The organism is Mesorhizobium monacense, assembly GCF_056781675.1.
Genome location: NZ_CM165567.1, coordinates 5,969,303 through 5,995,160, shown reverse-complemented (window position 1 = coordinate 5,995,160; position 25,858 = coordinate 5,969,303). Strand labels below are relative to the sequence as shown.

Genomic DNA, 25,858 nt, shown 5'->3' with positions numbered 1-25,858 from the left:
GCTTTTTGGATTGGATCACGCGCAAGAAGGAAGCCTATGAACCCGCCCATCCTCGAGCGCGACCCGTCGGATCCGCAGAAACAAAAGAAAGAAGGCGTCAACCCGGTGCTCAAGCTGGCGCTCGAGCTCGGCCCGTTGCTGGTGTTCTTCTTCGCCAATGCACGCAGCGGATGGCTGGTGCAGAAATTTCCCGTGCTGGCCGAATTCGGCGGCCCGATCTTCGTCGCCACCGGCCTGTTCATGGCCGCGACAGCGATCGCGCTGATCGCCTCCTGGCTGCTTACCCGCACTCTGCCGATCATGCCGATGGTGTCGGGCGTCGTCGTCTTCATTTTCGGCGCGCTGACGCTCTATCTGCAGGATGACGTCTTCATCAAGATGAAGCCGACCATCGTCAACACGCTGTTCGGCGGCGTGCTGCTCGGCGGCCTGTTCTTCGGCCGGTCGCTGCTCGGCTACGTCTTCGATTCCGCCTTCAGCCTCGATGCCGAAGGCTGGAAAAAGCTCACCTTCCGCTGGGGGCTGTTCTTCCTGTTCCTGGCCCTCGTCAACGAAGTTGTGTGGCGGAATTTTTCGACCGATGCCTGGGTTACCTTCAAGGTCTGGGGCATCATGCCGATCACGCTTCTGTTCACCTTCAGCCAGATGCCGCTGATCCTGCGTCATTCGCTCGAGGACAAGACCGAAGAGAAGGCCGGCAAGTAGGGAGACGCGGCCATGGAGTTTGTCACCTCGCGCGACGAGCTGAGGACGATCTACAAGACGCCCCGGCCGACCGACGGTTCGATCCGCAAGGAACTCAGAGCGCTCGACGGCCACTGCCGCTCCTTCACAGGCAAGAGCCCTTTCGTGCTGATCGGTTCCTCCGACGGCGCCGGCAATGCCGATGTGACGCCGAAGGGCGACAGACCGGGCTTTACGGCCGTGCTCGACGACAGGACCATCGCCATCCCCGACCGGCCCGGCAACAACCGGCTGGACACGCTGGAAAACATCATCCGCAATCCCTCGGTCGGCCTGCTCTTTCTCATCCCCTGCATGAACGAGACGCTGCGCGTCAATGGCGATGCCCGCATCACCGTCGATGCCGGCCTACGCGAACGCCTCGCGATCGACGGCAAGGCGCCGCAAAGCGTCGTCGTGGTGACGGTCAAGGCCGCCTACATGCATTGCGCCAAGGCCTTCATGCGCTCCGATTTGTGGAAACCCGAGACCTGGTACGACCGCGCGACGCTGCCCACGCTCGGCCAGATCATGCGCGACCAGCTGGCGCTGGCCGACACCGCGGGTGATATCGACCGCGAGCTGGACGAGGATTACCGCAAGACGCTGTGGTAGCATTTCGGAACGACTCACCGTTCAGATCCCATCCCCTTGATCGAAATCCTCGCCATCTCCGGCAGCCTGCGCGCCGCCTCGACCAATTCGGCCCTCGTCGCGACGCTGGCCGCGAACGCGCCTGCCGATTGCCGCGTCACCGTCTATGATGGGCTTGGCCGGCTGCCGATCTTCAACCCGGACGACGAGGGCGAACGCACGCCGCCGGAGGCATCAAGGCTGATCGACGCCGTCACCCGCGCCGACGGCGTCATCGTCTCCTGCCCCGAATATGCCCATGGCGTGCCGGGTGGGCTGAAGAACGGGCTCGATTGGCTGGTGTCGCGCGATGCCGCGGTCGGCAAGCCGGCCATGCTGGTGCACGCCTCGCCGCGCTCGCTGTTTGCCCGCGCGGCACTCGCCGAGATCATGCGCACGATGTCGTTCGCGCTCTATGAGGATACGGCACTCGAAATCGTCCTGATCGGCAAGAAGCCACCGGAGATGGACAGAATCCTGGCCGAGCCGGCGAGCCGGCTGGCCATGCGCGAGGTGGTTTCGGCCTTCGCCGGCTTCATCCGCGCCCGCTGAACGACATGAGGTTCAAACGGTCTTGGCGCCGTTGACCATCAGCCGGACCATGTAGAGCGAGGTGGTGCCGGCGATGTAGAGGCAGTTGCGCTTGTTGCCGCCGAACACGCAATTGGCGGTGACTTCGGGCACCTTGACCTTGCCGATCAGCGTCCCGTCCGGATCGTAGCAATGGATGCCGTCGGCCGCACTCGTCCAGATGCGCCCGTCCTCGTCGAGCCGGAAGCCGTCGAACATGCCGGAGGTGCAGTCGGCGAACACCTTGTCGCCGGAAACCTTCTTGCCGCCCTTGCCGACATTGAACACGCGCATATGCGCAGGGTTCTTCGCGCCATGCGTACGGCCGGTGTCGACGACATAGAGCTTGCTCTCGTCGAGCGAGAAGGCCAGCCCGTTGGGCCTGACCATGTCGGTGATCACGGCTTCGATCTCGCCACTGCCGGGATCGACCCGGTAGACATTGCAGGCGCCGATCTCGCTCTCGGCCTTGTCGCCCTCATAATCGGTGTCGATGCCGTAGGTCGGATCGGTGAACCAGATCGAGCCGTCGGACTTCACCACTGCATCATTGGGCGAGTTCAGCCGCTTGCCGCGCCATTTGTCGGCGATGGTCGTGATGGAGCCGTCATGTTCGGTGCGGCTGACGCGGCGGCCCGAATGCTCGCAGGTCACCAGTCGGCCCTGCCGGTCGACAGTGTTGCCGTTGGAATTGCCGGAGGGCTGGCGGAAGACGCTGACATTGCCGTCGGTTTCGTCGTAGCGCAGCATGCGGTTGTTGGGGATGTCGGACCAGACCACATAGCGGCCAGCGGCGAACCAGGCCGGCCCTTCCGCCCACTGGCAGCCGGTGAACAGCTTTTCCACCTGCGCGTTGGAGTTGAACAGCCGCGCGAAACGCGGATCGAGAATTTCATAATAGTCTGCGGCGGCCATGCTTTTCCTCCCGGCACTTGAGATCGGGCGCGATCAAGCCAGCCGGCGACCGATCTGGCAAGATCGATGATCGGTGCTTCACCGCATCTTGAGGTCTCGTAGCAAGGCTGGAGCTAGGCCGCCTTGCGGGAATTGCGGGTAAGGGCCGGTTAACCGGCTATGCACTGGGCGCAATGGTGCATTGCAACATCTTCTTTTTGCAACGCACCATTACTATGTCATGCTTCGTATCGATCAAGGGAGGAACAATTCGCCGCCAGAACGCGGCACGAAAGGAACCTTGCTATGATCATCGACAGCCTCATGACTCGCGCTCGCCAGAGCATTGCCAAGCGCAAGCACTACAACCGCCTCGTCGCCGAAATCGACAGCTTCACCGCCCGCGATCTGGCCGACATGCGCGCCGACCGCTCGGAAATGCTCTACCAGATCCACAAGCAGATCTACGGCTGAACTTTTGGTCGAAAGACTCGGTCCGGCACTTTGAGATTCAGGTCAGGCCGAGTCGAGAATGGTGGATTCCGAGAACCGGAGCGGAGCGTACTTTAAGTACGTGAGCACCGGAAGCGCAGGAAGCCGCCGTTCGCAGGCCGGCATCACCTGAATATCAACGTGCCGCCAGGGCCTTCTCGATCTGCGGCAAAAGCAATGTCTCAGCCGACTCGGCCGTCAGCGGACCGACATGCTTGTAGGCGATCTTGCCGTCCTTGCCGACGACGAAGGTTTCCGGCACGCCATAGACGCCCCAGTCGATCGCCGCGCGTCCGGCTTCGTCGACGCCGATCGCCTGGAACGGATTGCCAAGCTCGCCAAGGAAGCGGCGGGCGTTTTCCGGTTCGTCCTTGTAGTTCAGTGCCGCGGTAACGAAGCGCTTGTCCTGTGACAGCGCCAGCAGCACCGGATGCTCCTCGCGGCACGGCGCGCACCACGACGCAAAGACATTGACCAGCGTCACCTTGCCGGCGAACTGTTTTGAGTCGAGCCCAGGCAGGTTGGTGCCCTCGAGCGCCGGCAGATTGGTCTGCGGCGCCGGCAGGCCGATCAGCGCCGACGGCACTTCCGAAACATCGCGGCCGGACAGAAGCTGCAACAGGAACAGCCCCGCCAGGCCGAGGAAAATCACCAGCGGCAACAGCACGATCAGGCGGCGACGGGCCGGCGACGGCGTTTCGGTTTCGCTGCTCATGACTTGGCGCCTTTTTCCCGGGCACTTTTGTCGCCGGCGCCCGTGTCGGAGCGGCGGCGCACGCCGGCGGCCTCCAGCTCTGCCAGGTCGCGCTTGCGCCCGCGCTGGTCGATCAGTATCCAGCCGATCAGCCCGGCCAGCACGATCGCCGTGATGGCATAGGCGGCAGTCACATAGAGCGCATGCGCGCTCATGCCAGCTGCTCCGCGCGGGCGTCCAGCCCAGCCATGTCGCCGTGTTCGATCATGCCTTCCCTTAGCCTTGCCGTCCCGGCTTCGCAATCGGCCGCTGCGCCGCAGCCGCCCACGGCCCGATGCTTCAGTCGGTCCCGTGGCGCAGCGCCAGTGCCGCCGCCACCGGTCCCAGCACGGCAAGAAACAGGGTCAACGCGGCGAGAATGAGGAAAGGCTGCAGGAACGGATCGGGATCCGCCACCGCGCCATAGCTTGCCGAGACGCCGAAGATCAGTACCGGAATGGTCAGCGGCAACACCAGCACCGAGATCAGCAACCCGCCGCGCGGCAGTGCCACCGCCACGGCGGCACCCGCCGCCCCGATGAAAGTAATCGCCGGCGTGCCGACCAGCAGCGTCAGCGCGGTTGCGCCGATACCGATCGGCGCCATGTTCATGAACAGGCCGAGCAGGGGTGCCGCGACCACCAGCGGCAGCACGCTGCCAGCCCAGTGCGCCAGGCATTTCACCAGCACCGTCAGCGCCAGCATGTGCCGGTCGTGGCCCAGCACCAGAAGATCGAGCGAGCCGTCCTCGCGATCGGCCTGGAACAGCCGGTCGAGCCCGAGCAGGCAAGCGAGCAGGGCCGCGATCCACAGGATCGCCGGACCGATGCGGGCAAGCAGATTGAGATCCGGGCCGACGCCGAAGGGGATCGTGGCGATGACGGCAAGGAAGAAGATCACGCCGGTCAATGCACCACCGCCGGCGCGGATGGAGAGGCGGATGTCGCGCAGGAAGAGGGCCAGCATCACCCGGCCATCCCCATCACAAGCCCCTTCGCCCCTTCCAGCCCCAGCGGCAGATGCGTTGCCGCGACGACTATCCCCCCATCCGAGCAATGCTTGGCCATCACTCCGCCAAACCGCGACTCCGAAGCCTTGTCCAACCCCGCAGTCGGCTCATCCAGCAGCCACAGCGGCCGGCGGCTCACCAGCAATTTGGCGATCGACGCGCGCCGCCTTTGCCCCGTCGACAGATACCCGAACGGCAAATGGCCGATCCCCCCGAGCCCGGCGGTCTCCAGTGCCTCTTCAACCGAAAGCAGTGGCTCGCCAGAAAATTCCCGCCAGAAGCGCAAATTCTCCGTCACGCTGAGCACCGTCTTCATCGCGTTCTGATGGCCAAGATAGTGGCAGGCAGAGGCAATCGACGGAAAATCCTCGCCACCGCCCTCGATTCGTACCCGGCCTCCCGCCACCGGCAGCAGCCCGGCGACAACCCGGAGCAGCGTCGACTTGCCAGCGCCGTTCGGCCCGGTGACGACCAGCGCTTCGCCTTTTTCCAGGACGAAGCCGATGCCGGAAAAGACCGTCTCGCCGCCGCGTTCGCCGCTCAGATCTTCGGCGATCAGCCGCATTCGTTCCCCTTCGCCGAAAGTCCAAGCGCGGCTTCGGTGCGCCGCAACAAAAATGGCGATTCCGTGTCTAGAACTATTCCAGGAAATTCTCTATATCCGGGTCATCCGTGCCAGCGGTCGGCACGGGAACAGAATTAGCGCCGAACCAGCGCACGCGCCGCCTTGAACGGCTCGGGTTGGCTGGGAACGGATAGCGGAAATGGCCGTACCCGCACCTTTGCGCGTGATTGCATGCCATCGGCGTCCGTTCCCTTTCAGGCTGAACAGACAAGGACGGATCGCACGTGTCAAAATCCCTCGACAGTTTCAATTGCCGCCGCACGCTGACCGCGGGTGGCGCGGATTATGTCTATTTCGACCTCATCGAGGCCGAAAAGAACGGCCTTACCGGCATCGCCCGGCTACCCTATTCGATGAAAGTGCTGCTGGAGAACTTGCTTCGCAACGAGGACGGCCGCTCCGTCACCAAGGAAAGCATCCAGGCGGTCGCCGGCTGGCTGACCGACAAGGGCACCGCCGGCGTCGAGATCGCCTATCGCCCGGCCCGCGTGCTGATGCAGGATTTCACCGGCGTTCCGGCGGTGGTCGACCTTGCCGCCATGCGCGACGCCATGGCCTCGCTCGGCGGCGACCCGCAGAAGATCAACCCGCTGGTGCCGGTCGATCTTGTTATCGACCATTCGGTCATCGTCGACGAATTCGGCACGCCGATGGCTTTTGCCCGCAATGTCGAGCTCGAATATGAGCGCAACGAGGAGCGCTACAAGTTCCTGAAATGGGGCCAGCAGGCGTTCCGCAATTTCCGCGTCGTGCCGCCCGGCACCGGCATCTGCCACCAGGTCAATCTTGAATATCTCGGCCAGGTCGTCTGGACCAACGCCGAGGACGGCGAAACCACCGCCTATCCCGACACCTGCGTCGGCACCGATTCGCACACCACCATGATCAACGGTCTTGGCGTGCTCGGCTGGGGCGTCGGCGGCATCGAGGCCGAGGCGGCCATGCTCGGCCAGCCCGTCTCCATGCTTCTGCCCGAAGTCATCGGCTTCCGTCTCACCGGCAGACTGAAGGAAGGCGTCACCGCCACCGACCTCGTGCTCACCGTCACCCAGATGCTGCGCAAGAAAGGCGTCGTCGGCAAGTTCGTCGAGTTCTTCGGTCCGGGCCTCTCCAACATGACGCTGGCCGACCGCGCCACCATCGGCAACATGGCGCCGGAATATGGCGCCACCTGCGGCTTCTTCCCGGTCGACAGCGAGACCATCCGCTACCTGACCATGTCTGGCCGCGAGGAAAACCGCATCGCGCTGGTCGAGGCCTATTCCAAGGCGCAAGGCATGTGGCGTGATGCCGGCTCGGCCGACCCGGTCTTCACCGACCTGCTCGAGCTCGAACTCGGCGATGTCGTGCCGTCGATGGCCGGCCCCAAGCGTCCGGAAGGCCGCGTGGCACTCGAAGGCATTCCGGCCGGCTTCGCCAAGGCGATGGAGACCGAATACAAGAAGGCCGCCGAAATCTCCAAGCGCTATGCTGTCGAAGGCACGTCGCACGATCTCGGCCATGGCGATGTCGTCATCGCCGCCATCACCTCCTGCACCAACACCTCGAACCCGAGCGTGCTGATCGGTGCGGGCCTGCTCGCCCGCAACGCCAATCGGCTCGGCCTCAAGCAGAAGCCCTGGGTCAAGACCTCGCTGGCGCCTGGCAGCCAGGTGGTCGCCGAATATCTGGAGAAGTCGGGCCTGCAGAAGGAGCTCGACCAGATCGGCTTCAACCTGGTCGGTTTCGGCTGCACCACCTGCATCGGCAATTCCGGCCCGCTGCCGGCGCCGATCTCCAAGACCATCAACGATAAAGGTTTGATTGCAGCCGCGGTGCTCTCCGGCAACCGCAATTTCGAAGGCCGCGTCTCGCCCGACGTGCAGGCGAACTACCTCGCCTCACCGCCGCTGGTCGTCGCCCACGCGCTGGCCGGCACCGTGACCAAGGACCTGACCACCGAGCCGCTCGGCGAGGACAAGAACGGCGAGCCGGTCTATCTCAAGGACATCTGGCCGAGTTCGGCCGAGATCCAGGAGTTCATCGAGAAGAACGTCACGCGCGAACTGTTCGCCCGCAAATATGCCGACGTCTTCAAGGGCGACGAACACTGGCAGAAGGTCAAGGCGCCGGAAGGCCAGACCTATGCCTGGGACGACAATTCGACCTATGTGCAGAACCCGCCCTATTTCGCCGGCATGACCTCGGGCTTCGGCAAGATCGGCGACATCAAGGGCGCGCGCGTGCTTGGCCTGTTCGGCGACAAGATCACCACCGACCACATTTCGCCGGCAGGCTCCATCAAAGCGGCCTCGCCGGCGGGAAAATACCTCACCGACCATGGCGTCGGCGTTGCCGACTTCAACCAGTACGGCACGCGCCGCGGCAACCATGAGGTGATGATGCGCGGCACCTTCGCCAACATCCGCATCCGCAACCACATGCTGGGCGAGAACGGCCGCGAGGGCGGCTACACGATCCACTATCCGTCGAAAGAAGAGACGTCGATCTACGACGCTGCGATGGAGTACAAGAAGGACGGCGTGCCGCTGGTCATCTTCGCCGGCGTCGAATACGGCAACGGCTCGTCGCGCGATTGGGCGGCCAAAGGAACGAATCTCCTTGGTGTCCGCGCGGTCATCGCCCAATCCTTCGAGCGCATCCATCGCTCGAACCTGGTCGGCATGGGCGTCATCCCCTTCGTCTTCGAGGACGGCACCTCATGGGCCTCGCTCAACCTCAAGGGCGACGAGTTGGTCGAGATCGACGGGCTGGACGCCATCAAGCCGCGCCAGAAGATGACCGCCAAGGTCACTTACGGCGACGGCACGGTGAAGAACGTCACGATCATCTGCCGCATCGATACGCTGGATGAGCTCGACTACTTCAAGAACGGCGGCATCCTGCAGTACGTGCTGCGCGATCTCGCTGCATAGGGGAATAAGGGAGTAGGGCAGCAAGCGAGTAGGGAATAGAGCTCCCTACTGCCCTACTGCCCTACTGCCCTACTGCCCTACTGCCCTACTGCCCTACTGCCCTACTGCCCTACTGCCCTACTGCCCTCGGCGCGCCAAAGCGCGCCGTCGCGGCCAGAAGCACGCCGAGCATCAGGCCGTTCAGGATGTGCCACAGGAAATGCGTGCCGAGCGGGAAGCTGCCGCAGACCAGCGGATCGGCCATCCGGCAGATGACCGAGACGACGAAGATCGCCAAGGCCGCCAGATTGTAGCGGCCGGCACCGCTGCCGCTTAGCGCCGTCCATGCGCCGAGGAAGGCGAGCGCCAGGAAGGGCGCCAGATAGCCGGTTGTGCCGTTCGAGGCCTGCCGCAGCCAGTCCGGCACCGCCCATGTCAGCAGTCCGGCGACGGCGTAGAAGGCGACGAAGATGGCGATCGCCTTGCCCCATCCCATGCCGAGGAAGCGACGCAACGTGAACAACGTGTAGGCGAGCGTGAAACCGGCGATCGGCAGCACGTCGGCCCAGATCGTGGCTCGGATGGCGAAGGTATGGAACAGCATCGAGCCGATGCCGATCGCCACCACCCACCAGGCCAGCACTTCGGCGAAAGTGCCGGTGCCGCGCCGGCGCACTTCCCGCACACCCCACAGACCGGCGGCAAGAAACGCAAGATTTGTCAGAGCATTGACCGGTTCGGCCCAAAGTTCCGGCCCTGTCCGTTCACAATAAAGATCGACCGGCGTCAGGAGAGTTTGCCACATGCTGACGATGCCGCCTCCAATCGAACCGCACCGCGTAGTGCAGACGCCTCTCCTATTGCGGGCTTGCCTTCGGTTGCAACCATAAAAATTTCACCGCAACGTGACTTCCCGTTGACTGTCGCTTCTGCCACATATTTTAGCAACCACGACAAGGCCGGCGTCACCGGCGGGAAATTGGAACGGCCATGGCATTTCAAGGACCATTGCGGCTTGCGGCAGTTGCGCTGGCCCTGTCGGCGTTTGCCGGCAACGGGCTTGCGGAAGAGTCGGACAAGCCGCTCGGCGTGGTCGAGCTTTTCACCAGCCAGGGCTGCAACTCCTGTCCGCCAGCCGACGAATTTTTCGCCGAGCTCGCCGCCAAGGAAAATATCATCGCGCTCGCCTATCATGTCGACTACTGGGACTATCTCGGCTGGCAGGACACGCTGAGCCGCAAGGAGAACACCGAGCGGCAGTATGACTATATGCGCGCGTTCGGCAGCCGTTCGGTCTATACGCCGCAAGCCGTCATCAACGGCCGCAGCCATGTCAACGGCGCCAGCCGCAAGGAAGTCGACGGCACACTTGCCCGCCTGCAGAAGACCGGCGAGGGCATGCGGGTCGGCATCAAGGTCAGCCGGACCAGCGACCGCGTCATGATCGACACCGGCGACGCCGGCAGCGGCCCGACCGATGCCCATGTCGTCATCGTCTATTTCAATGCGCCGCAGACGATCGACATCGCCAAGGGCGAAAACAGCGGTCGCAGCATGACCTACTGGAACGCCGTCTCCGGCATCCAGACCGCCGGCATGTGGCACGGCAAGGCGCAGCGCTACGAATTGCCGATGACCGAGATCTCCAAGAAAGGCGGCTGCGCGGTGCTGCTGCAGTCGGTCGGCAAGGACGGCACGCCCGGGCCTATCCTGGGCGCCGCCTTCATCCGCAAGCCGTAACTGGACCGTCGGCGCCGCCCCTGATCCGCCTGCTGGCACCTTCCCCCCGTAAACGGGGAGAAGCCCGCTGACCCGACGTCGGCGCGCATTCCGCAAGCGCTGGTAAGTGGCGAAACCATAGCTGGCGGCAATGAGGGGCAGCGCGGACCGACGATATCAGTAATTGAATCGCTCGCACGGGGCTATTCAAACGCAACGCGCTTTAGCACCGCACCAACCAGCCAATAAAAAACCGGCGTCAGCTTGCTTCTGACGCCGGTCATTTAGGTTTTGGGATCGTCGCACCCGATTTTTCCGAGGGAAAAACCGAGGTTGGTTCGATCCGACGCAGACCCGTGGGCGGGGGGCTTGGGGTTTACGAGCCGGTGCCGGACCGAACCGTCTCAGGCAACGCCGGTAAACTCGTCGGAGATTGGGGCATCAGCGCGGATAAAATAAGGCAGGAATGTGGCAAAGCATCACCAATTCCAACAGGCGTTTGACAAATGTGACTGGACGTGACGAAAACGGCTTGGCTCCGGCTTGCTTAGCCGGGGCCTTGCAATTCGCCAGCGAACACGCCAATTTCTGCAAGCGAGGATTCATTCGAAGGATCGAGGCATGACCGATCGCGGCGGCAGTGGGACGGAGGATGGGGACGCATCCGCAATATTGATCCCGCTGCATGAGGCAAGACGCGAACGCCTCGACCAGCCGGTGCGCTTCGACCGGCGCGAAATTGACCAGATCCTGAGGCTCTACGGGCGCATGGTCGCCGCCAATGAATGGCGCGACTACGCCATCGATCACCTCTCCGACCGCGCCGTCTTTTCCGTCTTCCGCCGCGCCAGCGAGGTGCCGTTGTTCCAGATCGTCAAGGACCCGAAGCTGGCGCGCCGGCAGGGCGCTTTCGCCGTCATCGCCGCCGGCGGCCGCATCCTCAAGCGCGGCCAGGAACTCGGCCGCGTGCTTGGCGTCTTCGACAGCAGGCTGAAGCTGGTGGAAGCCTAATTGGAGCGCCGCGCGTCGGACGCGCAAAGGACGCTCTAACACTTTGAATCTGCACATGATACTTTCTGGAAACCGAGATCGGTTCCCAGGTTTATGTGCTTATTATTGCTGGCGGAATTTCCGTTCCGGCAGCGAGGCCGGATCGGGCGGGAGTTGCGCTCCGCCATTCATCGACAGCTGCATGAACACCGTGTCCAGCCAGCGTCCGTGCTTGTAGCCGGAGCCTTCCAGGCGGCCCGAATGGCGAAAGCCGAGTTTCTCATGCAGCCGCACCGAGGCGCTGTCGGCATGGCCGTCGCCGATGACCGCGATGATCTGGCGAAAGCCCGCCGCCCGTGCCGCCTCGATCAGCCCCTGCATCAGAAGCCGCCCGACGCCCTGGCCCTTGGCCTCCGGAGCGACATAGACGGAATCCTCGACGACGAAACGATAGGCCGGGCGCGGCCGGAACGGGCCTGCATAGGCATAGCCGAGCACGGCGTCGTCCTTTTCCGCCACCAGATAGGGAAAACCGCCCGCCATCAGGCTGTCGAACCGGCTGCCCATCTCGGCGCGGCTGGGCGGCTCCAACTCGTAGCTCGCGGTGCCGTGGGTCACCGCGTCGGCGTAGATTTCCGTGATTCGATCGAGGTCGGCCGCGGCTGCGCCCCGTGAGGTGATGCTGCTCATAATTTATGCAAATCGTTCATGTGCCTTCTTTTAAGCAAAGGCCAGGACAAAAGAAAAGGGCGGCCGTTGGGCCGCCCTTCCGAACTCGCTGGTCCAGTCACCATGATCCCGAAAAGTGGAAACCGGTTTTCGGAAAAGATCATGGTCCAAACGAATGCATTAGCGACGGTCGCCCATGAACTGCAGCAGGAACATGAACAGGTTGATGAAGTCGAGATAGAGCGTCAGCGCGCCCATGATAGCCTTGCGGCCGGCGACATCGGCGGCGTCGCCCTCGAAATACATCTCCTTGATCTTCTGCGTGTCATAGGCGGTCAGGCCCGAAAAGATCAGCACGCCGATCGCCGAAACGGCGAAGGACAGAGCCGACGACTGCAGGAAGATGTTGATCACCATCGCGATGATCAGGCCGAACAGGCCCATGATCAGGAACGAGCCGATCGCGGTCAGGTCGCGCTTGGTCGTGTAGCCGTAGAGCGACAGCGCGCCGAAGGCAGCAGCGGTGGCGAAGAAGGTCTGTGAGATGCTGGCCGTCGTGTAGACAAGGAAGATCGACGACAGCGACAGACCGACGAGGCCGGCATAGACCCAGAATGTCGTCTGCGCGGCCGACACGCTCATCGACTGGACACGGAACGACAGGAACAACACCGCGGCCAGCGGGGCCAGGATGACCACCCAGCGCAGCGGCGACCCGAAGATCGCGTAGCCGAAGGAGGTCAGCATCTCGCCGCTCGGCAGCGTTGCCACCGCCGAGGCCGGATCGGTGGTGGTGGCCAGCATGATGGTGCCAACAGCGGCAAGGCCCGTGATGAGCAAGCCAAGCCCCATCAGATTGTAGACTTTGATCATATAGGCGCGCAGGCCCTGATCGATATCGACGGCGGCGCCGGGTACGGCACGCGTCTGGTAATTGCGAATGGGATCAGCCATTGGAATCCTCTTTTGCTTCTGCCCCGTCCGGTCCGGTGTCAGGCTCACTCGAGCCCAGGCGCCGCTGGCGGGGCTCCAGCATGCCTGCGGCGGAATATGATGGTTCTTGGCGTCAAGAACAAGACCGTAACCGAGCGTAATGCTTCGTGAAGCAGCCAAATCGCGCATTATCAGCCGTCCCAGCCGCAACATTAACGAGATTTAATCGATAGTGGGCCGATTCAGGCGTTGCGGATCAGAGATTTCGCAATACCGGCGCCGCCTTGTGCCCCAGCACCCGCCAGGTTCCGGCAAGGCCGATGCCGACCGTGATGACCAGCGCAAAGGCGATGGTGGCCACCGCCACTTCCGGCATGAAATGCGAGGGCAGGGTCATGATGCGCGCAACGACAAACCACGCCGCGACCCCACCAGCTGCCAGCGCGAAGACGGCAGTGGCAAGGCCGATCAGCATATATTCAAGCGAGAAGGCCGCGATCAGCGTTCGCCTCGTAGCACCCAGTGTCTTCAGCACCACAGCGTCGTGGATGCGCGCCCGGTTGCCGGCGGCAAGCGCGCCGGCCAGCACCAGCACGGACGCAATCAACGCCACGCCGGCCGCGGCCCGGATCGCCGTGCCGAGCTGCGCCACCAGCCGGTTGACGATGTCGAGCGCGTCCTTGACCCGCACCGTCGTCACCGCCGGGAAGGCGCGGGTGACGGCATTGAGCAGGCGGGCATCGTCTGCGGCCGACGCGTCCTTCTCGGTCAGCGTCGCCAGCCAGCCATGCGGCGCACCGGCGAATGTGTTGGGCGAAAACACCATGACGAAATTGATGCCCATGGTTTCCCACTCGACCTGGCGAAAATTGGCGATCCTGGCGGTGACGTTGCGTCCCAGCACATTGACGGTGACGGTGTCGCCGAGCTTCAGCCCGATCTCCTTGCCTTCCTCGGCCGAGAACGACACCAGCGGCTCGCCGGCATAGTTTTGCGGCCACCATGAACCTTCCGTCAGCGTCGCGTTCGACGGCTGGCGGTCGTCATAGGTCAGCCCGCGATCGCCGCGCAGCACCCAGGCGCCCTCCGCCGGCACCTTCACTTTTTCGACATCGACGCCGTTCAGCGCCATCACCCGGCCGCGCAGCATCGGCACCTTGACCAGCATTCCCTGCGGCGCCTGCCCGCCGACCAGCGCCGAGAAGGCGTCGACGTCGCTGCTCTGGATGTCGACGAAGAAGAAGTTCGGCGCCCGTTCCGGCAGGCTGCCGGAAATCTGCCGCCTGAGATTGCCGTCGATCAGCGCCAGCGTCACCAGCAGCGTCAGCCCGAGGCCGAGCGACAGCACCACCGACGGCGTGAGCGCCCCTGGCCGATGGATGTTGCCGATGGCGAGCCTGAGCGCGACGGAGCGGACCCTCGGGCTTCTCTTGGCGATCCATTGCACTAACGCGCCGACGAGGCGCAGCACCAGGAATGACACGACGGTGGCGCCGACGAAGATCGAGGCGATGCGGCGGTCGCCGGAAAACAGGATGGCCAAGGCCGCCAAAGCGAGCGCGATGCCAACCGCTGCCACCACATAGGGCAGGCGCGGAAAGCCGCGGCTCTCGAACCCCATCTCGCGAAACAATGCCGTCGCCGGCACGTCGCGGGCGCGGCCGAGCGGCAGCAGCGCGAAGGCCAGCGTCACCAGCAGGCCAAACAGCGCCGCCATGGCAAGCGCGCCAGGATAGAAGCCGCCCTCCGCCGGCACCGGGATCACCGACTGAAGGGCCGCACTCGCCGCGAACGGCATCAGCGCGCCGAGGATGAGACCAAGCACGATGCCGAGGCCGGCGATCAGCAGGATCTGCACCAGGTAGACGGCAAAGACGAAGCCGCCCGAGGCACCCAGGCTCTTGAAAGTGGCGATGACGCCGCGCTTGGCGTCGAGATAGGCGCGCACCGCATTCGCCACGCCGACGCCCCCGACCACCAGCGCCGTCAGCCCGACCAGGGTCAGGAATTGCGAGAAGCGCTCGATGTTGGAGGAGAGCGCCGGCGCTGCGTTGGAGCGCGTGCGGATCGACCAGCCGGACTGCGGAAAGTCCGCTGCGGCCTGATTCTGGATCGCCTTGATATCAGCCTCGCTGGCGCCGGCGGGTAGGCGAATCTTGTAGGCGTGCTCGACCAGGCTGCCCGGCTGGATCAAGCCGGATGCCGTGAGCCCTTCGGTTGACACCAGCAGCCGCGGCGCGAAACCGAAACCGTCGGACACCGCATCCGGCTCGCTGGTGAGCCTGGCGCGCAGCTCGAATGTGGCGCTGCCGAGCTTCAGCCGGTCGCCGACCTTGAGGTTCAGCCGGTCGAACAGCAGGTCGGGTGCCGCGGCGCCGAAGACGCCGGATTTCTCGCCGAACAGGTCCTGCCTCGATAGCTGCGGCTCGGTCTCCAGCGCGCCATAGAGCGGATAGGCGTCGTCGACCGCCTTGGCCTCGACCAGCGACTGGTCGGAGCCGTCCTCGAGCCGCGCCATCGAGCGCATGCTGGCGCTGTGCGAAACGGCGCCGAGCCGATCGAGGAAATCACGTTCGTCCGGCGTTGCGTCGCGCTGGTTGAGCTGGAAGCGCAGATCGCCGCCAAGCAGCGTCTGGCCCTGATTGGCAACGCCGGCGGTGATTGCCTGCGCCACCGAATTGACGCCGCCGATTGCCGCGACGCCGAGCGCGATGCAGGCAAGGAAGATCAGGAAGCCGGACAGCCCGCCGCGCATCTCGCGCAGCGAGAAGCGGACGGCGAGCTTCATGGTCTGCGACAGCGGCATCAGGCCGTCACCTTCAGCGGCATCAGTGCGTCCTCGATCCGTCCCGAACGCATCGAGACCTGGCGCGAGCAGCGCGCCGCGAGCGCCGGATCATGCGTGACCAGCACCAGCGTCATGCCGCGCTCGGCGGCCTTAGCGAACAAAAGGTCGGCGACCTGCCGCCCCGTCGCCTGGTCGAGATTGCCGGTCGGCTCGTCGGCGACCAGGATGCGCGGCGAAGGCGCCAGCGCCCGGGCGATCGCCACGCGCTGCTGCTCGCCGCCAGACAATTCGCCGGGATAGTGGGTGACGCGGTCGCTGAGGCCGACTGCCGCGAGTTCGCGCGCCGCCACCCCGAACGGATCGGCATGGCCGGCGAGTTCGAGCGGCACCGCGACATTTTCCAGTGCCGTCATGTTGGGGATGAGATGGAAGGATTGGAAGACGATGCCAATGTTTCGCCCACGAAACGATGCGATCTGGTCCTCGCTTTTGCCGTTGAGCAACTCGCCGGCGATTCGAACCGTACCCGAATCGACCCTTTCCAGCCCGGCCAGGACCATCAGCAGCGTCGACTTTCCGGACCCTGAAGGGCCGACGATGCCGGTTGCCTCGGCGGCAGCAACATCGAGGCTGACGCCTTTCAGCACATGGACAGATGACGCGCCTTCGCCGAGCGTCAGCGATACGTCTTTCAGCACGATGACGGCTTCTGTCACAATGAAAGCGTCCTATATGGAGGGTGGGGGCAGAGCATCGGACCCAAAAGTGGAGACCGGTTTTGGGAAAATCCGATGCTCAACAAGGAATCCGCCTTCGCCAAAAAACTGTTCCGCTCATATGGGGCCTGCCGCATGGCTTTCAAACACACTCTTGCCGCAGCTCTCGTTCTTTTCGCCGCGATCAACAGTTCGATTTCGTCGGCACGCGCCGAGACCTTCACCATCGTCGGTTTCGGCGACAGCCTGATGGCGGGGTTCGGCCTTGGCCCCGGCGAAGGCTTTACCGACAGGCTGCAGGCCGCACTTCGCGCCAAGGGCCATGACGTGACGGTCGCCAATGCCGGCGTTTCCGGCGATACGACAAGCGGCGGCCTGGCGCGGCTCGACTGGTCGGTGCCCGACGGCACCCAGCTGGTGATCCTCGAGCTCGGCGCCAACGACATGCTGCGCGGCGTCTCGCCCGGCATCACCGAAAAGAACCTGGATGAGATGCTGGCCAAGCTCAAACAGCGCAAGATCGCCGTGCTTCTGGCCGGCATGCGCGCCGCCCCCAATCTCGGCGCCGACTACCAGAACGCCTTCGACGCGATCTATCCGAAGCTGGCCGCGAAATACGGCGTTCCGCTCTATCCGTTCTTTCTCGACGGCGTCGCCGGCCAGCCCGGACTGCGGCTGGAGGACGGCCTGCATCCCAACGCCAAGGGTGTCGGCGTGATGGTCGAGCGCATCCTGCCGACGGCCGAAAAGGCCATCGCGGGGGCGGGCGGTGCGTCGTGAGGCTGAAAAGTCACGGTTGCCGCTGGGGAAACCGCGGAGCCAACAAACCGCTTGCCCCGTTCGAGTATCGATGATTCGCTAGGAGCGTGAGTTCGATTCGAGGACAGGAGGCTTTCCATGCCACGTCTTTTCACCGCCCTCGAAATTCCGCGTGACGCTGCCCTTTCGCTGTCCCTGCTCAGGGGCGGCCTGCCCGGGGCCCGCTGGATCGACGTCGAAAACTACCATCTGACGCTGCGCTTCATCGGCGATGTCGAGGGCCATGTCGCCGACGAGATCGCCAACGCGCTCGACCGCGTCCACCGCCCGTCCTTCCCGATAGCCTTGTCCGGCGTCGGCGCCTTCGGCCAGAAAAAGCCGCACGCGGTATGGGCCGGCGTATCCGCCTCGCCGGATCTTACCGCCCTGCAAGCCGAAATCGACCGCATCTGCCAGCGGCTCGGCCTGCCGGCCGACCCACGCAAATTCATGCCGCATGTGACGCTGGCGCGCTTGCGCAATTCGAGCCCGCTCGACGTCGCCCAGTATCTTTCGGCGCGCGGCAATTTTTCGACGCTGCCCTTCCGCGTCGGCCGCTTCGTCTTGATGTCGTCGCGCGATTCGGTCGGCGGCGGCCCCTATATCGTCGAGGAAGCCTGGCCGCTGTCGGGCGCCGACACGCGCACTTCCAGCCGCGCCGCCAGCGCTTCCGACGCCTCGCGGATCATGCGGTAGACGGTGGCGAACGCCTCCGGCCCGTCATAGTACGGGTCCGGCACATCGCGACCGCTGCCGCTCGCAAACTCCAGGTAAAGATGGATGCGGTCGTGCACGGCGGCAGGCGCCAGCGCCTTCAGGTCGCGGACATTCTGCCGGTCCATCCCCAGGATCAGGTCGAAGCGGTGAAAATCCCCCGGCCTGACCTTACGCGCTGTCTGTCCGGAAATGTCGATGGCGTGGCGGGCGGCGATCGCGATCGAGCGCGGGTCGGGGGCGGAGCCCACCTCCCAGCCACTGGTTGCGGCTGAATCGAGCACCATATCCAGGCCCCCTGCGCTCGGCCAAGACGGCGCGAAAAACGCCCTCGGCCAGCGGCGACCGGCAGATATTGCCGAGGCAGACGAACAGAATGGATTTTATGGGCTTTGCGCTCATCGATCCGGCGCTATTTTTGTGCATGTCGTTATCCCAAAACCGCGACGCACTTTTGGGCGACATGCATTATGGTGAGGGTCATTTTCGAATAGCACAGGAACCCGACATGACGAGAGAGAAACTGGGCAAGGACGCCATCGTGGCGGCCCTGGCCGAACTGGGCGGCTGGTCGCTGGCCGCCGACGGTGCTTCGATCAGGCGCACCTTCACCTTCAAGAACTTCTCCGAGGCCTTCGCCTTCATGACACGCGTTGCGCTGGCGGCGGAGAAGATGGATCATCATCCGGACTGGTCGAATGTCTACAAGACCGTCGACGTCACCCTGAACACGCACGATGCCGGCGGCGTGACCGCACTCGATATCGAACTGGCGAAGAAGATGAACCGCTATTTCGGCGGCTGAGTGACGCCCCGCGGCAGATCCAGCATGCCAAATCGGCGCCGGCATCTTGCAGCAGGGGTCGGCTTTCACCACATTTTTGCTCGCAGCCGCGCGTTGAACGATGCGCGGCCGCCTGCAAGGAGAGATTGATGGCGCAAGATTCCGGTTTTGATTTCTTCGGCTTTGGCGACAGGCTGGCCGGCGAGCGCGAGGTGCGCGAAAAATTCTGGCGCACCGCCAAGAAGGCCGCCCGGCACATCCCGTTCATGGAGGACGTGGTGGCAGCCTATTACTGTGCCATGGACAAGAACACGCCGCTGCGCGCCAAGGGCATCCTGGTGGCGGCGCTCGGCTACTTCATTCTGCCGGTAGACTTCGTCCCCGATTTCGTCTTGGGCCTCGGCTTCACCGACGATATCGCCGTGCTTACGGCCGCGATCACCGCCGTCAGCGCCCACATCACCCCGGCGCACCGGCAGGCCGCGAAGCAGGCGATCGCCGACAAGAGCTGAGCCGGCACAGCACACGCAGGGGTGGTTTGAAACGACAAACTCTTGCCGCTTTCGTGGCCTCCAAGTCGAGACAGGGACGTCGTGCTGCTGCTTTTCGAGCAGCAGTGCGGTGATGGCGGCGGTTTCCTGGGGTGTGGGTCCTTTTCTTGAGGAAAATTCACCGTTTGGTAACCCAGATTAAATCAAAATGAAGCGACGGGCAGGACGCCAGACCGGCCTGCCGCCGCACCAGTTGGAATACGGGAAAAACGATGCGCGGATTGATTGCTACAGTTTCCAGCCTGGTCCTGGTGGCCCTGGCCGCGCCGGCGCTGGCGCAGTCGGCAACCAAGATCGGCCAGCACAATGCCTGGGGCACCTACAGCTACCAGGCATCCGGCGGCAAGGTCTGCTACGTGCTCACCGTGCCGACTGACAAGCAGCCGCCGACGCTCGACCATGGCGACATGTTCTTCTTCGTCAGCCAGCGCCCCGGACAGCAAGTGTCCTACGAGCCGCAATTCATCGCAGGCTACAATTTCCAGGAAGGCTCCAAGGCCACCGTCACCATCGACAAGAAGTCCTTCTCGATGTTCACCCGCGGCAAATCGGCCTGGGTCGAGAACGCGGCGGAAGAGCCTGTCCTGATCGCTGCCATGAAGACCGGCACCGACATGAAGGTGTCGGCCAAGTCCGGCCGCGGCAACACCACCACCTATGTCTTCTCGCTGAAGGGCATTTCGGCCGCGCTGGCGTCGATCGCCAAGTGCAAATAGGCCGAACGGGATCTGCTAAGCAGGAATTTGAAAGGCCGGATCGCGAGGTTCGGTAGAACCAGTCTTCGAGGCGTTGACGCTGCCCCTCATTGCCCTGCCGGGCATTTCTCCCCGTATAGGGACGGGGAGAAAGGAACCGCATCGATGCTTTCGCCAATCGCCGGCGTTGCCGGGATGGCACCGGCGTTGCGGCCAGCCCCCTTCTCCCCGTCCCTATACGGGGAGAAGATGCCGGCAGGCAGATGAGGGGCGGCGCCGAGATCGAAGATATGTCTCCGGCGCAAATTTGGACACCAATCCTTGCCCTTGCTCGCGGCCCCCCCCCGCATGACTCCGCCCGCAACCTGTGCTATGCGCCGCGCTTCATTTCGGGCACGATGCTGAAATCGGCCGCAAACCGCTTATATTGGCGCAACCATGACCCTTTCGTTCGATCTTACCGCCGAAGGCGCCCGCGACGCGTTGCGCGCCCGTGCCGCGTCGGCTGAAAAACCGTCGCTGATCGGCCGGACGCGCGCCGAACTGAGCGAGGCTCTCGTCGCCGCCGGCATCGTGCCCGAGCGCCAGGCCAAGATGCGCGCCCAGCAGCTCTGGCACTGGATGTATGTACGCGGCGTCTCCGATTTTGCCGGCATGCTCAACATCTCCAAGGATCTGCGCGCCGAGCTCGACAAGCATTTCACCGTGGCGCGGCCCGAAATCGTCGAGGAGCAGATTTCCGCCGACGGCACCCGCAAATGGCTGTTCCGCTTTCCGCCGCGCGGCGCCGGCCGGCCGGTCGAGATCGAGACCGTCTATATCCCCGAGGAAGGCCGCGGCACGCTCTGCATCTCCTCGCAGGTCGGCTGCACGCTGACCTGCTCCTTCTGCCACACCGGCACGCAGAAGCTGGTGCGCAACCTGACGGCCGAGGAAATCCTGGCGCAATTGCTCACCGCGCGCGACCGGCTCGGCGATTTCCCCGACCGCGACACGCCGGACGGCGCCATCGTGCCGGCCGAGGGTCGCAAAGTGTCCAACATCGTGATGATGGGCATGGGCGAGCCACTCTACAATTTCGAGGCGGTGAAGAAGGCGCTGCTGATCGCCTCCGACGGCGACGGGCTTTCCCTGTCGAAGAGACGCATCACGCTCTCGACATCCGGCGTCGTGCCCGAAATCTTCCGCACCGGCGAGGAGATCGGCGTCATGCTGGCGATCTCGCTGCACGCTACCAATGACGATCTGCGCGACCTGCTGGTGCCGATCAACAAGAAGTATCCGCTCAAAGAGCTGATCGCCGCCTGCCGCTCCTATCCTGGCCTGTCCAACGCCAAGCGCATCACCTTCGAATATGTGATGCTGAAGGACGTCAACGATTCCATCGAGGACGCCAAGGGCCTGATCAAGTTGCTCAAGGGCATTCCGGCCAAGATCAATCTGATCCCGTTCAACCCGTGGCCGGGCACCAACTACCAGTGCTCGGACTGGGAGACGATCGAGAAGTTCGCCGACTACATCAACAATGCCGGCTACGCCTCGCCGATCCGCACCCCGCGCGGCCGCGACATCCTGGCGGCCTGCGGTCAGCTGAAGTCGGAATCGGAGCGCATGCGCAAAGTCGACCGGCTGGCGCTGGAAGCGATGATGATCGCGGGGCACGGCGAGGCTTGAGCCGCCTCATCGCCTATCTCATCCGCTTCGCCGTCATCCTGTTCGGCTATGCCGTCGCCGCGCTGGCGGCGAGCGCCTTCCTCAATATCCTATTCCTGGCCTCGCTCGGCTATGCACCGGACCAGGCCGACCCGACGGCGACCGCTTCGCTCTATTTTTCTATTCCGTTCGTGGCGCTGTTCGTCGCCTATTTCGCCTTCATGCCGGCGGCCATCGTCATCCTGATCGCCGAAATCCTCGGCCGGCGCGATTGGCTATTCTACGCGCTGGCCGGTGGCGTCGTGGCGGCAGTGTTCCTCGGCTTCGTCCACCAGAATGCCGATGCCAATTTCGACGTCACCGAGCCGCGTGCCATCGCTGCCGTGATCGGCTGCGGCATGGTCGGCGGCATCTTCTACTGGCTCGCTGCCGGCCGCTGGGCCGGAAGCTGGTGGAAGAGCGATGCGCCTACTTCGCCTGGGCCGTCAGGATCTTGAGCGCGAAGGCCGAGAACACGCCGGCGAACAGATAATCGACCACCCGCGTCACCCGCGGGCTGGCCTTCATCGCCGCCGAGAACTTTTCCGCCGCAAACACCATCGGCGCCGTCACCGGGATCGACAGCACGATGAACATCCCCCCGAGGAAGAACAGTTTTCCCGGCGCATTCGGGTCGTGCGCGGAAACGAACTGCGGCAGAAACGTCATGAAGAACAGGATGATCTTCGGGTTGAGCAGATTGACGCCCAGCCCGGCCGCCCAGCTGCGGAACAGCGAGATCTCAGGTCCGTTCTTCTTCTCCGGCGAAAACGCCGAGCCCTTGGCGAGCGCCTGCCAGGCCAGGAACACCAGATAGCCGGCGCCAAAAATCTTCAGCACGAAGAAGGCCATCGGCGAAGCGACGATCAGCGCCGAGATGCCGACCACCACCAGCGTGGTGTGGATCAGCGTGCCGCACAGCGCACCCGCCATCGAGGCAAAGCCGGTAGCCCGGCCCTGGCTCAGCGTTCTCGACACGAACAGCGTCATGTCGGGCCCCGGCGTGATTGCCAGGATGACGGTGGCGATGGCGAACTGGATCAGTGTCGTTGTGTCGGGAATGAAGGACATGGCCGGTCTCAAGGCAGCAAAAGACGGCGCAGCCATAACGCAAGCGTCCTGCCCTTGCCAGCTTCTGGCTGATGCAGCGTCTGGTCCAGCACCGTTCGTCTCTTGCGCAGGCCGGAAACGCCGTGATACCTCGCCCGCCGAGAACTCCTGTCGCGGAACCGCCAAATGTCAAAAGCAAAAGACGTCAAGAAGGTCGTGCTCGCCTATTCCGGCGGCCTCGACACCTCCATCATCCTGAAATGGCTGCAGACCGAGCTCGGCGCCGAAGTCGTCACCTTCACCGCCGACCTCGGCCAGGGCGGCGAGCTGGAGCCGGCGCGCCGCAAGGCCGAGATGATGGGCATCAAGGACATCCGCGTCGTCGACGTGCGCGAGGAGTTCGTCTCCGACTTCGTCTTCCCGATGTTCCGCGCCAATGCGGTCTATGAGGGCACCTATCTGCTCGGCACCTCGATCGCCCGACCGCTGATCTCCAAGCACCTGGTCGAGATCGCCAGCGAGACCGGCGCCGACGCGATTGCCCACGGCGCCACCGGCAAGGGCAACGACCAGGTCCGTTTCGAGCTGTCGGCCTATGCGCTGAACCCCGACATCAAGGTCATCGCGCCATGGCGCGACTGGTCGTTCAAGTCGCGCACCGACCTGATCAACTTCGCCGAGCAACACCAGATCCCGGTGCCGAAGGACAAGAAGGGCGACGCGCCGTTCTCGGTCGACGCCAACCTTCTGCACTCCTCATCGGAAGGCAAGGTGCTGGAAGACCCGTGGACCGAGCCGCCGGAATTCGTCCACCAGCGCACCGTTTCGCCGATGGACGCGCCGGATAAGGTCACCGAGATCGAGATCGAGTTCCTCAAGGGCGACCCGATTGCGCTCAACGGCAAGAAACTGTCGCCGGCAACCATGCTGGCCGCCCTCAACGATCTCGGCCGCGACAATGGTATCGGCCGGCTCGACCTGGTCGAGAACCGTTTCGTCGGCATGAAATCGCGCGGCGTCTACGAGACACCCGGCGGCACCATCCTGATCGCAGCGCATCGCGCCATCGAGTCGATCACGCTCGACCGCGGTGCCGCCCATCTCAAGGACGAGTTCATGCCGCGCTATGCCGAGCTGATCTACAACGGCTTCTGGTTCGCGCCCGAGCGGCTGATGCTGCAGGCGATGATCGACAAGAGCCAGGAAGACGTCGAAGGCACGGTGCGGCTGAAGCTCTACAAGGGCAATGTCATGGTCACCGGCCGCAAGTCGAAGAAGACGCTCTATTCCGACGCGCTGGTTACCTTCGAGGACGACCGCGGCGCCTACGACCAGAAAGACGCCGCCGGCTTCATCCGCCTCAACGCGCTGAGGCTGCGCACACTGGCGGCGCGCAGCCGAAAGGGCTGAGCCAAAGCTATTGCCCGAACAAAACCCGGCGGAGACGCCGGGTTTTTATTTGGCGCCGCTAATATGCGAGAAGTCACACCGCCTCGGATAGTTTCCTGTTTGACCTTTCGGCGGCTTCATTTAAGTTCTCGTGGGGATACAGGGGGCTTTGACAGTGAAAAACTCCATTTTTCTGCTGCTAGCGGCGGCCATCGTCGTCTTTACGGGATGCCAGTCCTCGCAGGCAGCCGCGAAACGCGAGCAGAAGCTGAATTCGGATGGGTGCATCTCCGCTGTCCACCTATGGAGCATCACGGAAATCGCCTCTTTCATGGGCGTCTCGCAGGAGCGCATGCCGGCCTTGTTCTGCCAGCGCCTTGGCGAAGGGATACGCAGCGGGCGGATCAGCTACTCTGATATAAACAACCTACAGCTCGACCAACCGACCGAAATCTGGATGGTCATCAAGGGCAAGTCAAAGGCGGCCGCTACGGCCACGCCGGCGCCGCGGAACTCCAAATTCCGTAGCTGCAAAAGTTTTGACGGCCCCTTCCAGGTTCCCGCTTCCCAGAAATGCCCGTTGAGCGGCTACGCGCAAGCTCACGGAGTCCCGATGGTCATCGAGGGCTGGCCAAAGGCTACCCCGGCGCCGCGGAACTCCAAGTTCCGTACCTGCAACGGTGTTGACGGCACCTTCCAGGTTCCCGCTTCCCAGAAATGCCCGTTGAGCGGCTACGCGCATTATTGAGAGCGATGCGATGAGATCGAATTTGGTCGCTCCGAGTGATTGGGTTTTGACCCTGCTCCACAAACAGAAAGCCCGGCACATGGCCGGGCTTTCCATCGATTAGAGATTTCTATCAGTCGCCATCGATCGCCGTGGCGATACGGGCGATGGCCTGTTGATAGACGCTTGCGGAATTCCAGCCGGCAATTGCGCCCATATTCGCCTGCGCGCTGGCACCCGCCTGCCAGCCATGAGCCTTGAGGAAGTTGGCGGTGGAGGCCAGCGCAGTGGCCTTGTCGCGCAGATTTCCGTTGCCGACACCATACTGCAAGACATTTCCGGGCAGGAACTGCGTATGGCCAATCTCGCCATGCGCAGCGCCGACCGACGAGGCGCTCAACGCGCCGCGATCGACCAGCTTCAGGGCTGCAATGGCATGCGGATAAAAGAACCCCGGGCGGCGGCAATCATAGGCAAGCGTCAGAATGGCAGAGACCGTATTCTGCTTGCCCAGGGAGGAGCCGAAGCCGGTCTCCATGCCCCAGATGGCGAGCAACACACCCGGCGACACGCCGTAGGTCGCTTCGATCTTGTTGAACAGCGCCGCGTTCGACTTCTTCAGCGAACGGCCCTTGGAAATAATCGCGGCCCCGCCACGACGCTTCATGAAATCTTCCACCGAGCCGCTGAAAGCCTTGTGGATGGCGCGGTCGACGGAGATCGTCTTTGTTGCGTAGGTCGCGCCGGCCAGAGCGGCCAGACCCTTCGAACCGACGCCGTTGGCCTGGGCCTCCCCGGCAAACTCCTGCTTCCAGGCCTCGAAGCCGGCGCCGTTCTTGCCGCAGCTGGCCGCCTGCGCGCCCGTCGCCAGCGCAAGCATCGCCACCATTGCGGCCGCAAAAATCTTTCCCTTGGCAAGAAATGCCATGTTCTTCTCCTGGTTGCCTGAATCACGTCCCAGTTGCGAATTTGCCAGTGAACCGGTTCATTGTCACTGGCTCCGGTAGAGCGCCGATGCGGCGAAGCCGAAAATCGCAGTCCTTTGCAGCAAGGCTACACGCGAAATTCGG

28 protein-coding genes and 1 pseudogene are annotated in these 25,858 nt (G+C 63.7%); 16 read left to right on the top strand and 13 right to left on the bottom strand.

The genetic code is table 11. The features are described from left to right. Positions 1 to 36 precede the first annotated feature (36 nt). From AC1RUK_RS28735 to AC1RUK_RS28725, 3 genes are read left to right on the top strand one after another with little or no spacing between them, the layout of a single operon-like run. Positions 37 to 705, top strand: a complete 669-nt coding sequence (locus tag AC1RUK_RS28735; protein ID WP_436246751.1) for a septation protein A — start codon at positions 37 to 39, stop codon at positions 703 to 705. Between the two features lie 12 nt (positions 706 to 717). Beyond that, positions 718 to 1,338 carry a pyridoxamine 5'-phosphate oxidase family protein gene (locus AC1RUK_RS28730; RefSeq protein WP_481837933.1) on the top strand — a complete coding sequence of 207 codons (621 nt, stop codon included), beginning with the start codon at positions 718 to 720 and terminating at the stop codon, positions 1,336 to 1,338. A 36-nt stretch (positions 1,339 to 1,374) separates the two neighbouring features. Then, positions 1,375 to 1,908: an NADPH-dependent FMN reductase gene (locus AC1RUK_RS28725; protein WP_481837934.1), complete on the top strand. Its 534-nt coding sequence runs from the start codon at positions 1,375 to 1,377 to the stop codon at positions 1,906 to 1,908. Positions 1,909 to 1,920: 12 nt separating this feature from the next. Here the strand turns inward: AC1RUK_RS28725 and AC1RUK_RS28720 are convergent, their stop codons facing one another. Continuing rightward, positions 1,921 to 2,841, bottom strand: a complete 921-nt coding sequence (locus AC1RUK_RS28720; RefSeq protein WP_481837935.1) for an SMP-30/gluconolactonase/LRE family protein — start codon at positions 2,839 to 2,841, stop codon at positions 1,921 to 1,923. A gap of 285 nt (positions 2,842 to 3,126) precedes the next feature. Here AC1RUK_RS28720 and AC1RUK_RS28715 point away from each other — a divergent pair, with 285 nt between their 5' ends. Further along, on the top strand, positions 3,127 to 3,294 hold the full coding sequence (locus AC1RUK_RS28715; RefSeq protein WP_006202677.1) for a hypothetical protein: 168 nt from the start codon (positions 3,127 to 3,129) through the stop codon (positions 3,292 to 3,294). Between the two features lie 154 nt (positions 3,295 to 3,448). On the opposite strand, the gene AC1RUK_RS28710 is transcribed toward AC1RUK_RS28715, so the two are convergent. The 4 genes from AC1RUK_RS28710 to ccmA all read right to left on the bottom strand — a co-directional run bounded on the left by AC1RUK_RS28710 (position 3,449) and on the right by ccmA (position 5,619). After that, entirely contained in the window at positions 3,449 to 4,027 is a 579-nt protein-coding gene (locus AC1RUK_RS28710; protein WP_481837936.1) for a DsbE family thiol:disulfide interchange protein, read from the bottom strand. Then, positions 4,024 to 4,221 (bottom strand): heme exporter protein CcmD, encoded by a 198-nt coding sequence (ccmD, locus tag AC1RUK_RS28705; RefSeq protein ID WP_481837937.1) that lies wholly within the window; start codon positions 4,219 to 4,221, stop codon positions 4,024 to 4,026. The genes AC1RUK_RS28710 and ccmD overlap by 4 nt, the downstream gene beginning before the upstream one ends. A 124-nt stretch (positions 4,222 to 4,345) precedes the next feature. Further along, positions 4,346 to 5,011, bottom strand: coding sequence for a heme exporter protein CcmB (ccmB, locus tag AC1RUK_RS28700; protein ID WP_436169873.1), 666 nt, complete (start codon positions 5,009 to 5,011; stop codon positions 4,346 to 4,348). Continuing rightward, on the bottom strand, positions 5,011 to 5,619 hold the full coding sequence (gene ccmA, locus AC1RUK_RS28695) for a heme ABC exporter ATP-binding protein CcmA (RefSeq protein ID WP_481837938.1): 609 nt from the start codon (positions 5,617 to 5,619) through the stop codon (positions 5,011 to 5,013). The genes ccmB and ccmA overlap by 1 nt, the downstream gene beginning before the upstream one ends. Before the next feature lie 284 nt (positions 5,620 to 5,903). On the opposite strand from ccmA, the gene acnA reads away from it, so the two are divergent. Further along, positions 5,904 to 8,594: an aconitate hydratase AcnA gene (gene acnA / locus AC1RUK_RS28690; RefSeq protein ID WP_481837939.1), complete on the top strand. Its 2,691-nt coding sequence runs from the start codon at positions 5,904 to 5,906 to the stop codon at positions 8,592 to 8,594. 109 nt (positions 8,595 to 8,703) lie between these two features. Here the strand turns inward: acnA and AC1RUK_RS28685 are convergent, their stop codons facing one another. Next, the gene (locus tag AC1RUK_RS28685) at positions 8,704 to 9,378 is read right to left on the bottom strand and encodes a ceramidase domain-containing protein (RefSeq protein WP_481837940.1); all 675 of its coding nucleotides are present in this window, start codon (positions 9,376 to 9,378) and stop codon (positions 8,704 to 8,706) included. 185 nt (positions 9,379 to 9,563) lie between these two features. Here AC1RUK_RS28685 and AC1RUK_RS28680 point away from each other — a divergent pair, with 185 nt between their 5' ends. Further along, positions 9,564 to 10,313 carry a DUF1223 domain-containing protein gene (locus AC1RUK_RS28680; RefSeq protein WP_481837941.1) on the top strand — a complete coding sequence of 250 codons (750 nt, stop codon included), beginning with the start codon at positions 9,564 to 9,566 and terminating at the stop codon, positions 10,311 to 10,313. Between the two features lie 600 nt (positions 10,314 to 10,913). After that, positions 10,914 to 11,303 (top strand): DUF2794 domain-containing protein, encoded by a 390-nt coding sequence (locus tag AC1RUK_RS28675; protein ID WP_481837942.1) that lies wholly within the window; start codon positions 10,914 to 10,916, stop codon positions 11,301 to 11,303. Positions 11,304 to 11,405: 102 nt separating this feature from the next. Here the strand turns inward: AC1RUK_RS28675 and AC1RUK_RS28670 are convergent, their stop codons facing one another. The 4 genes from AC1RUK_RS28670 to AC1RUK_RS28655 form a co-directional block, all read right to left on the bottom strand. Next, positions 11,406 to 11,972 carry a GNAT family N-acetyltransferase gene (locus tag AC1RUK_RS28670; protein ID WP_481837943.1) on the bottom strand — a complete coding sequence of 189 codons (567 nt, stop codon included), beginning with the start codon at positions 11,970 to 11,972 and terminating at the stop codon, positions 11,406 to 11,408. Positions 11,973 to 12,131: 159 nt separating this feature from the next. Further along, positions 12,132 to 12,905 carry a Bax inhibitor-1/YccA family protein gene (locus tag AC1RUK_RS28665; protein WP_436169880.1) on the bottom strand — a complete coding sequence of 258 codons (774 nt, stop codon included), beginning with the start codon at positions 12,903 to 12,905 and terminating at the stop codon, positions 12,132 to 12,134. A gap of 235 nt (positions 12,906 to 13,140) precedes the next feature. Further along, the gene (locus tag AC1RUK_RS28660; RefSeq protein WP_481837944.1) at positions 13,141 to 15,690 is read right to left on the bottom strand and encodes an ABC transporter permease; all 2,550 of its coding nucleotides are present in this window, start codon (positions 15,688 to 15,690) and stop codon (positions 13,141 to 13,143) included. Beyond that, on the bottom strand, positions 15,690 to 16,388 hold the full coding sequence (locus AC1RUK_RS28655) for an ABC transporter ATP-binding protein (RefSeq protein ID WP_481837945.1): 699 nt from the start codon (positions 16,386 to 16,388) through the stop codon (positions 15,690 to 15,692). The genes AC1RUK_RS28660 and AC1RUK_RS28655 overlap by 1 nt, the downstream gene beginning before the upstream one ends. 135 nt (positions 16,389 to 16,523) lie before the next feature. Between AC1RUK_RS28655 and AC1RUK_RS28650 the strand changes: the two genes are divergently transcribed. Further along, positions 16,524 to 17,168 carry an arylesterase gene (locus tag AC1RUK_RS28650; RefSeq protein WP_481837946.1) on the top strand — a complete coding sequence of 215 codons (645 nt, stop codon included), beginning with the start codon at positions 16,524 to 16,526 and terminating at the stop codon, positions 17,166 to 17,168. A 117-nt stretch (positions 17,169 to 17,285) separates the two neighbouring features. Beyond that, positions 17,286 to 17,882 carry an RNA 2',3'-cyclic phosphodiesterase gene (gene thpR / locus AC1RUK_RS28645; RefSeq protein WP_481837947.1) on the top strand — a complete coding sequence of 199 codons (597 nt, stop codon included), beginning with the start codon at positions 17,286 to 17,288 and terminating at the stop codon, positions 17,880 to 17,882. On the opposite strand, the pseudogene AC1RUK_RS28640 reads toward thpR, so the two are convergent. Further along, positions 17,786 to 18,302: pseudogene (locus AC1RUK_RS28640) on the bottom strand (low molecular weight protein-tyrosine-phosphatase). The gene thpR and the pseudogene AC1RUK_RS28640 sit on opposite strands and share 97 nt — an antisense overlap. 106 nt (positions 18,303 to 18,408) lie before the next feature. On the opposite strand from AC1RUK_RS28640, the gene AC1RUK_RS28635 reads away from it, so the two are divergent. The 5 genes from AC1RUK_RS28635 to AC1RUK_RS28615 all read left to right on the top strand — a co-directional run bounded on the left by AC1RUK_RS28635 (position 18,409) and on the right by AC1RUK_RS28615 (position 22,080). Further along, positions 18,409 to 18,705, top strand: a complete 297-nt coding sequence (locus AC1RUK_RS28635) for a 4a-hydroxytetrahydrobiopterin dehydratase (protein ID WP_436169884.1) — start codon at positions 18,409 to 18,411, stop codon at positions 18,703 to 18,705. Positions 18,706 to 18,833: 128 nt separating this feature from the next. Beyond that, on the top strand, positions 18,834 to 19,196 hold the full coding sequence (locus tag AC1RUK_RS28630) for a YkvA family protein (protein WP_481837948.1): 363 nt from the start codon (positions 18,834 to 18,836) through the stop codon (positions 19,194 to 19,196). A gap of 251 nt (positions 19,197 to 19,447) precedes the next feature. Beyond that, on the top strand, positions 19,448 to 19,951 hold the full coding sequence (locus AC1RUK_RS28625; RefSeq protein ID WP_006202696.1) for an invasion associated locus B family protein: 504 nt from the start codon (positions 19,448 to 19,450) through the stop codon (positions 19,949 to 19,951). Between the two features lie 417 nt (positions 19,952 to 20,368). Further along, a complete protein-coding gene (rlmN, locus tag AC1RUK_RS28620; protein WP_481837949.1) occupies positions 20,369 to 21,604 on the top strand; it encodes a dual-specificity RNA methyltransferase RlmN in 1,236 nt (411 codons plus the stop codon). After that, positions 21,601 to 22,080, top strand: a complete 480-nt coding sequence (locus AC1RUK_RS28615) for a hypothetical protein (RefSeq protein ID WP_481837950.1) — start codon at positions 21,601 to 21,603, stop codon at positions 22,078 to 22,080. Before rlmN ends, AC1RUK_RS28615 begins: the two co-directional genes overlap by 4 nt. Here the strand turns inward: AC1RUK_RS28615 and AC1RUK_RS28610 are convergent. After that, entirely contained in the window at positions 22,052 to 22,693 is a 642-nt protein-coding gene (locus AC1RUK_RS28610; protein WP_481837951.1) for a LysE family translocator, read from the bottom strand. The two genes, AC1RUK_RS28615 and AC1RUK_RS28610, sit on opposite strands and share 29 nt — an antisense overlap. Positions 22,694 to 22,858: 165 nt before the next feature. Here AC1RUK_RS28610 and AC1RUK_RS28605 point away from each other — a divergent pair, with 165 nt between their 5' ends. Together AC1RUK_RS28605 and AC1RUK_RS28600 are read left to right on the top strand one after the other, a co-directional pair. Next, a complete protein-coding gene (locus tag AC1RUK_RS28605; protein WP_481837952.1) occupies positions 22,859 to 24,082 on the top strand; it encodes an argininosuccinate synthase in 1,224 nt (407 codons plus the stop codon). A 154-nt stretch (positions 24,083 to 24,236) separates the two neighbouring features. Next, positions 24,237 to 24,809: a hypothetical protein gene (locus tag AC1RUK_RS28600; protein ID WP_481837953.1), complete on the top strand. Its 573-nt coding sequence runs from the start codon at positions 24,237 to 24,239 to the stop codon at positions 24,807 to 24,809. A gap of 112 nt (positions 24,810 to 24,921) precedes the next feature. Here the strand turns inward: AC1RUK_RS28600 and AC1RUK_RS28595 are convergent, their stop codons facing one another. Continuing rightward, on the bottom strand, positions 24,922 to 25,716 hold the full coding sequence (locus tag AC1RUK_RS28595; protein WP_481837954.1) for a lytic murein transglycosylase: 795 nt from the start codon (positions 25,714 to 25,716) through the stop codon (positions 24,922 to 24,924). Positions 25,717 to 25,858: the final 142 nt, after the last annotated feature.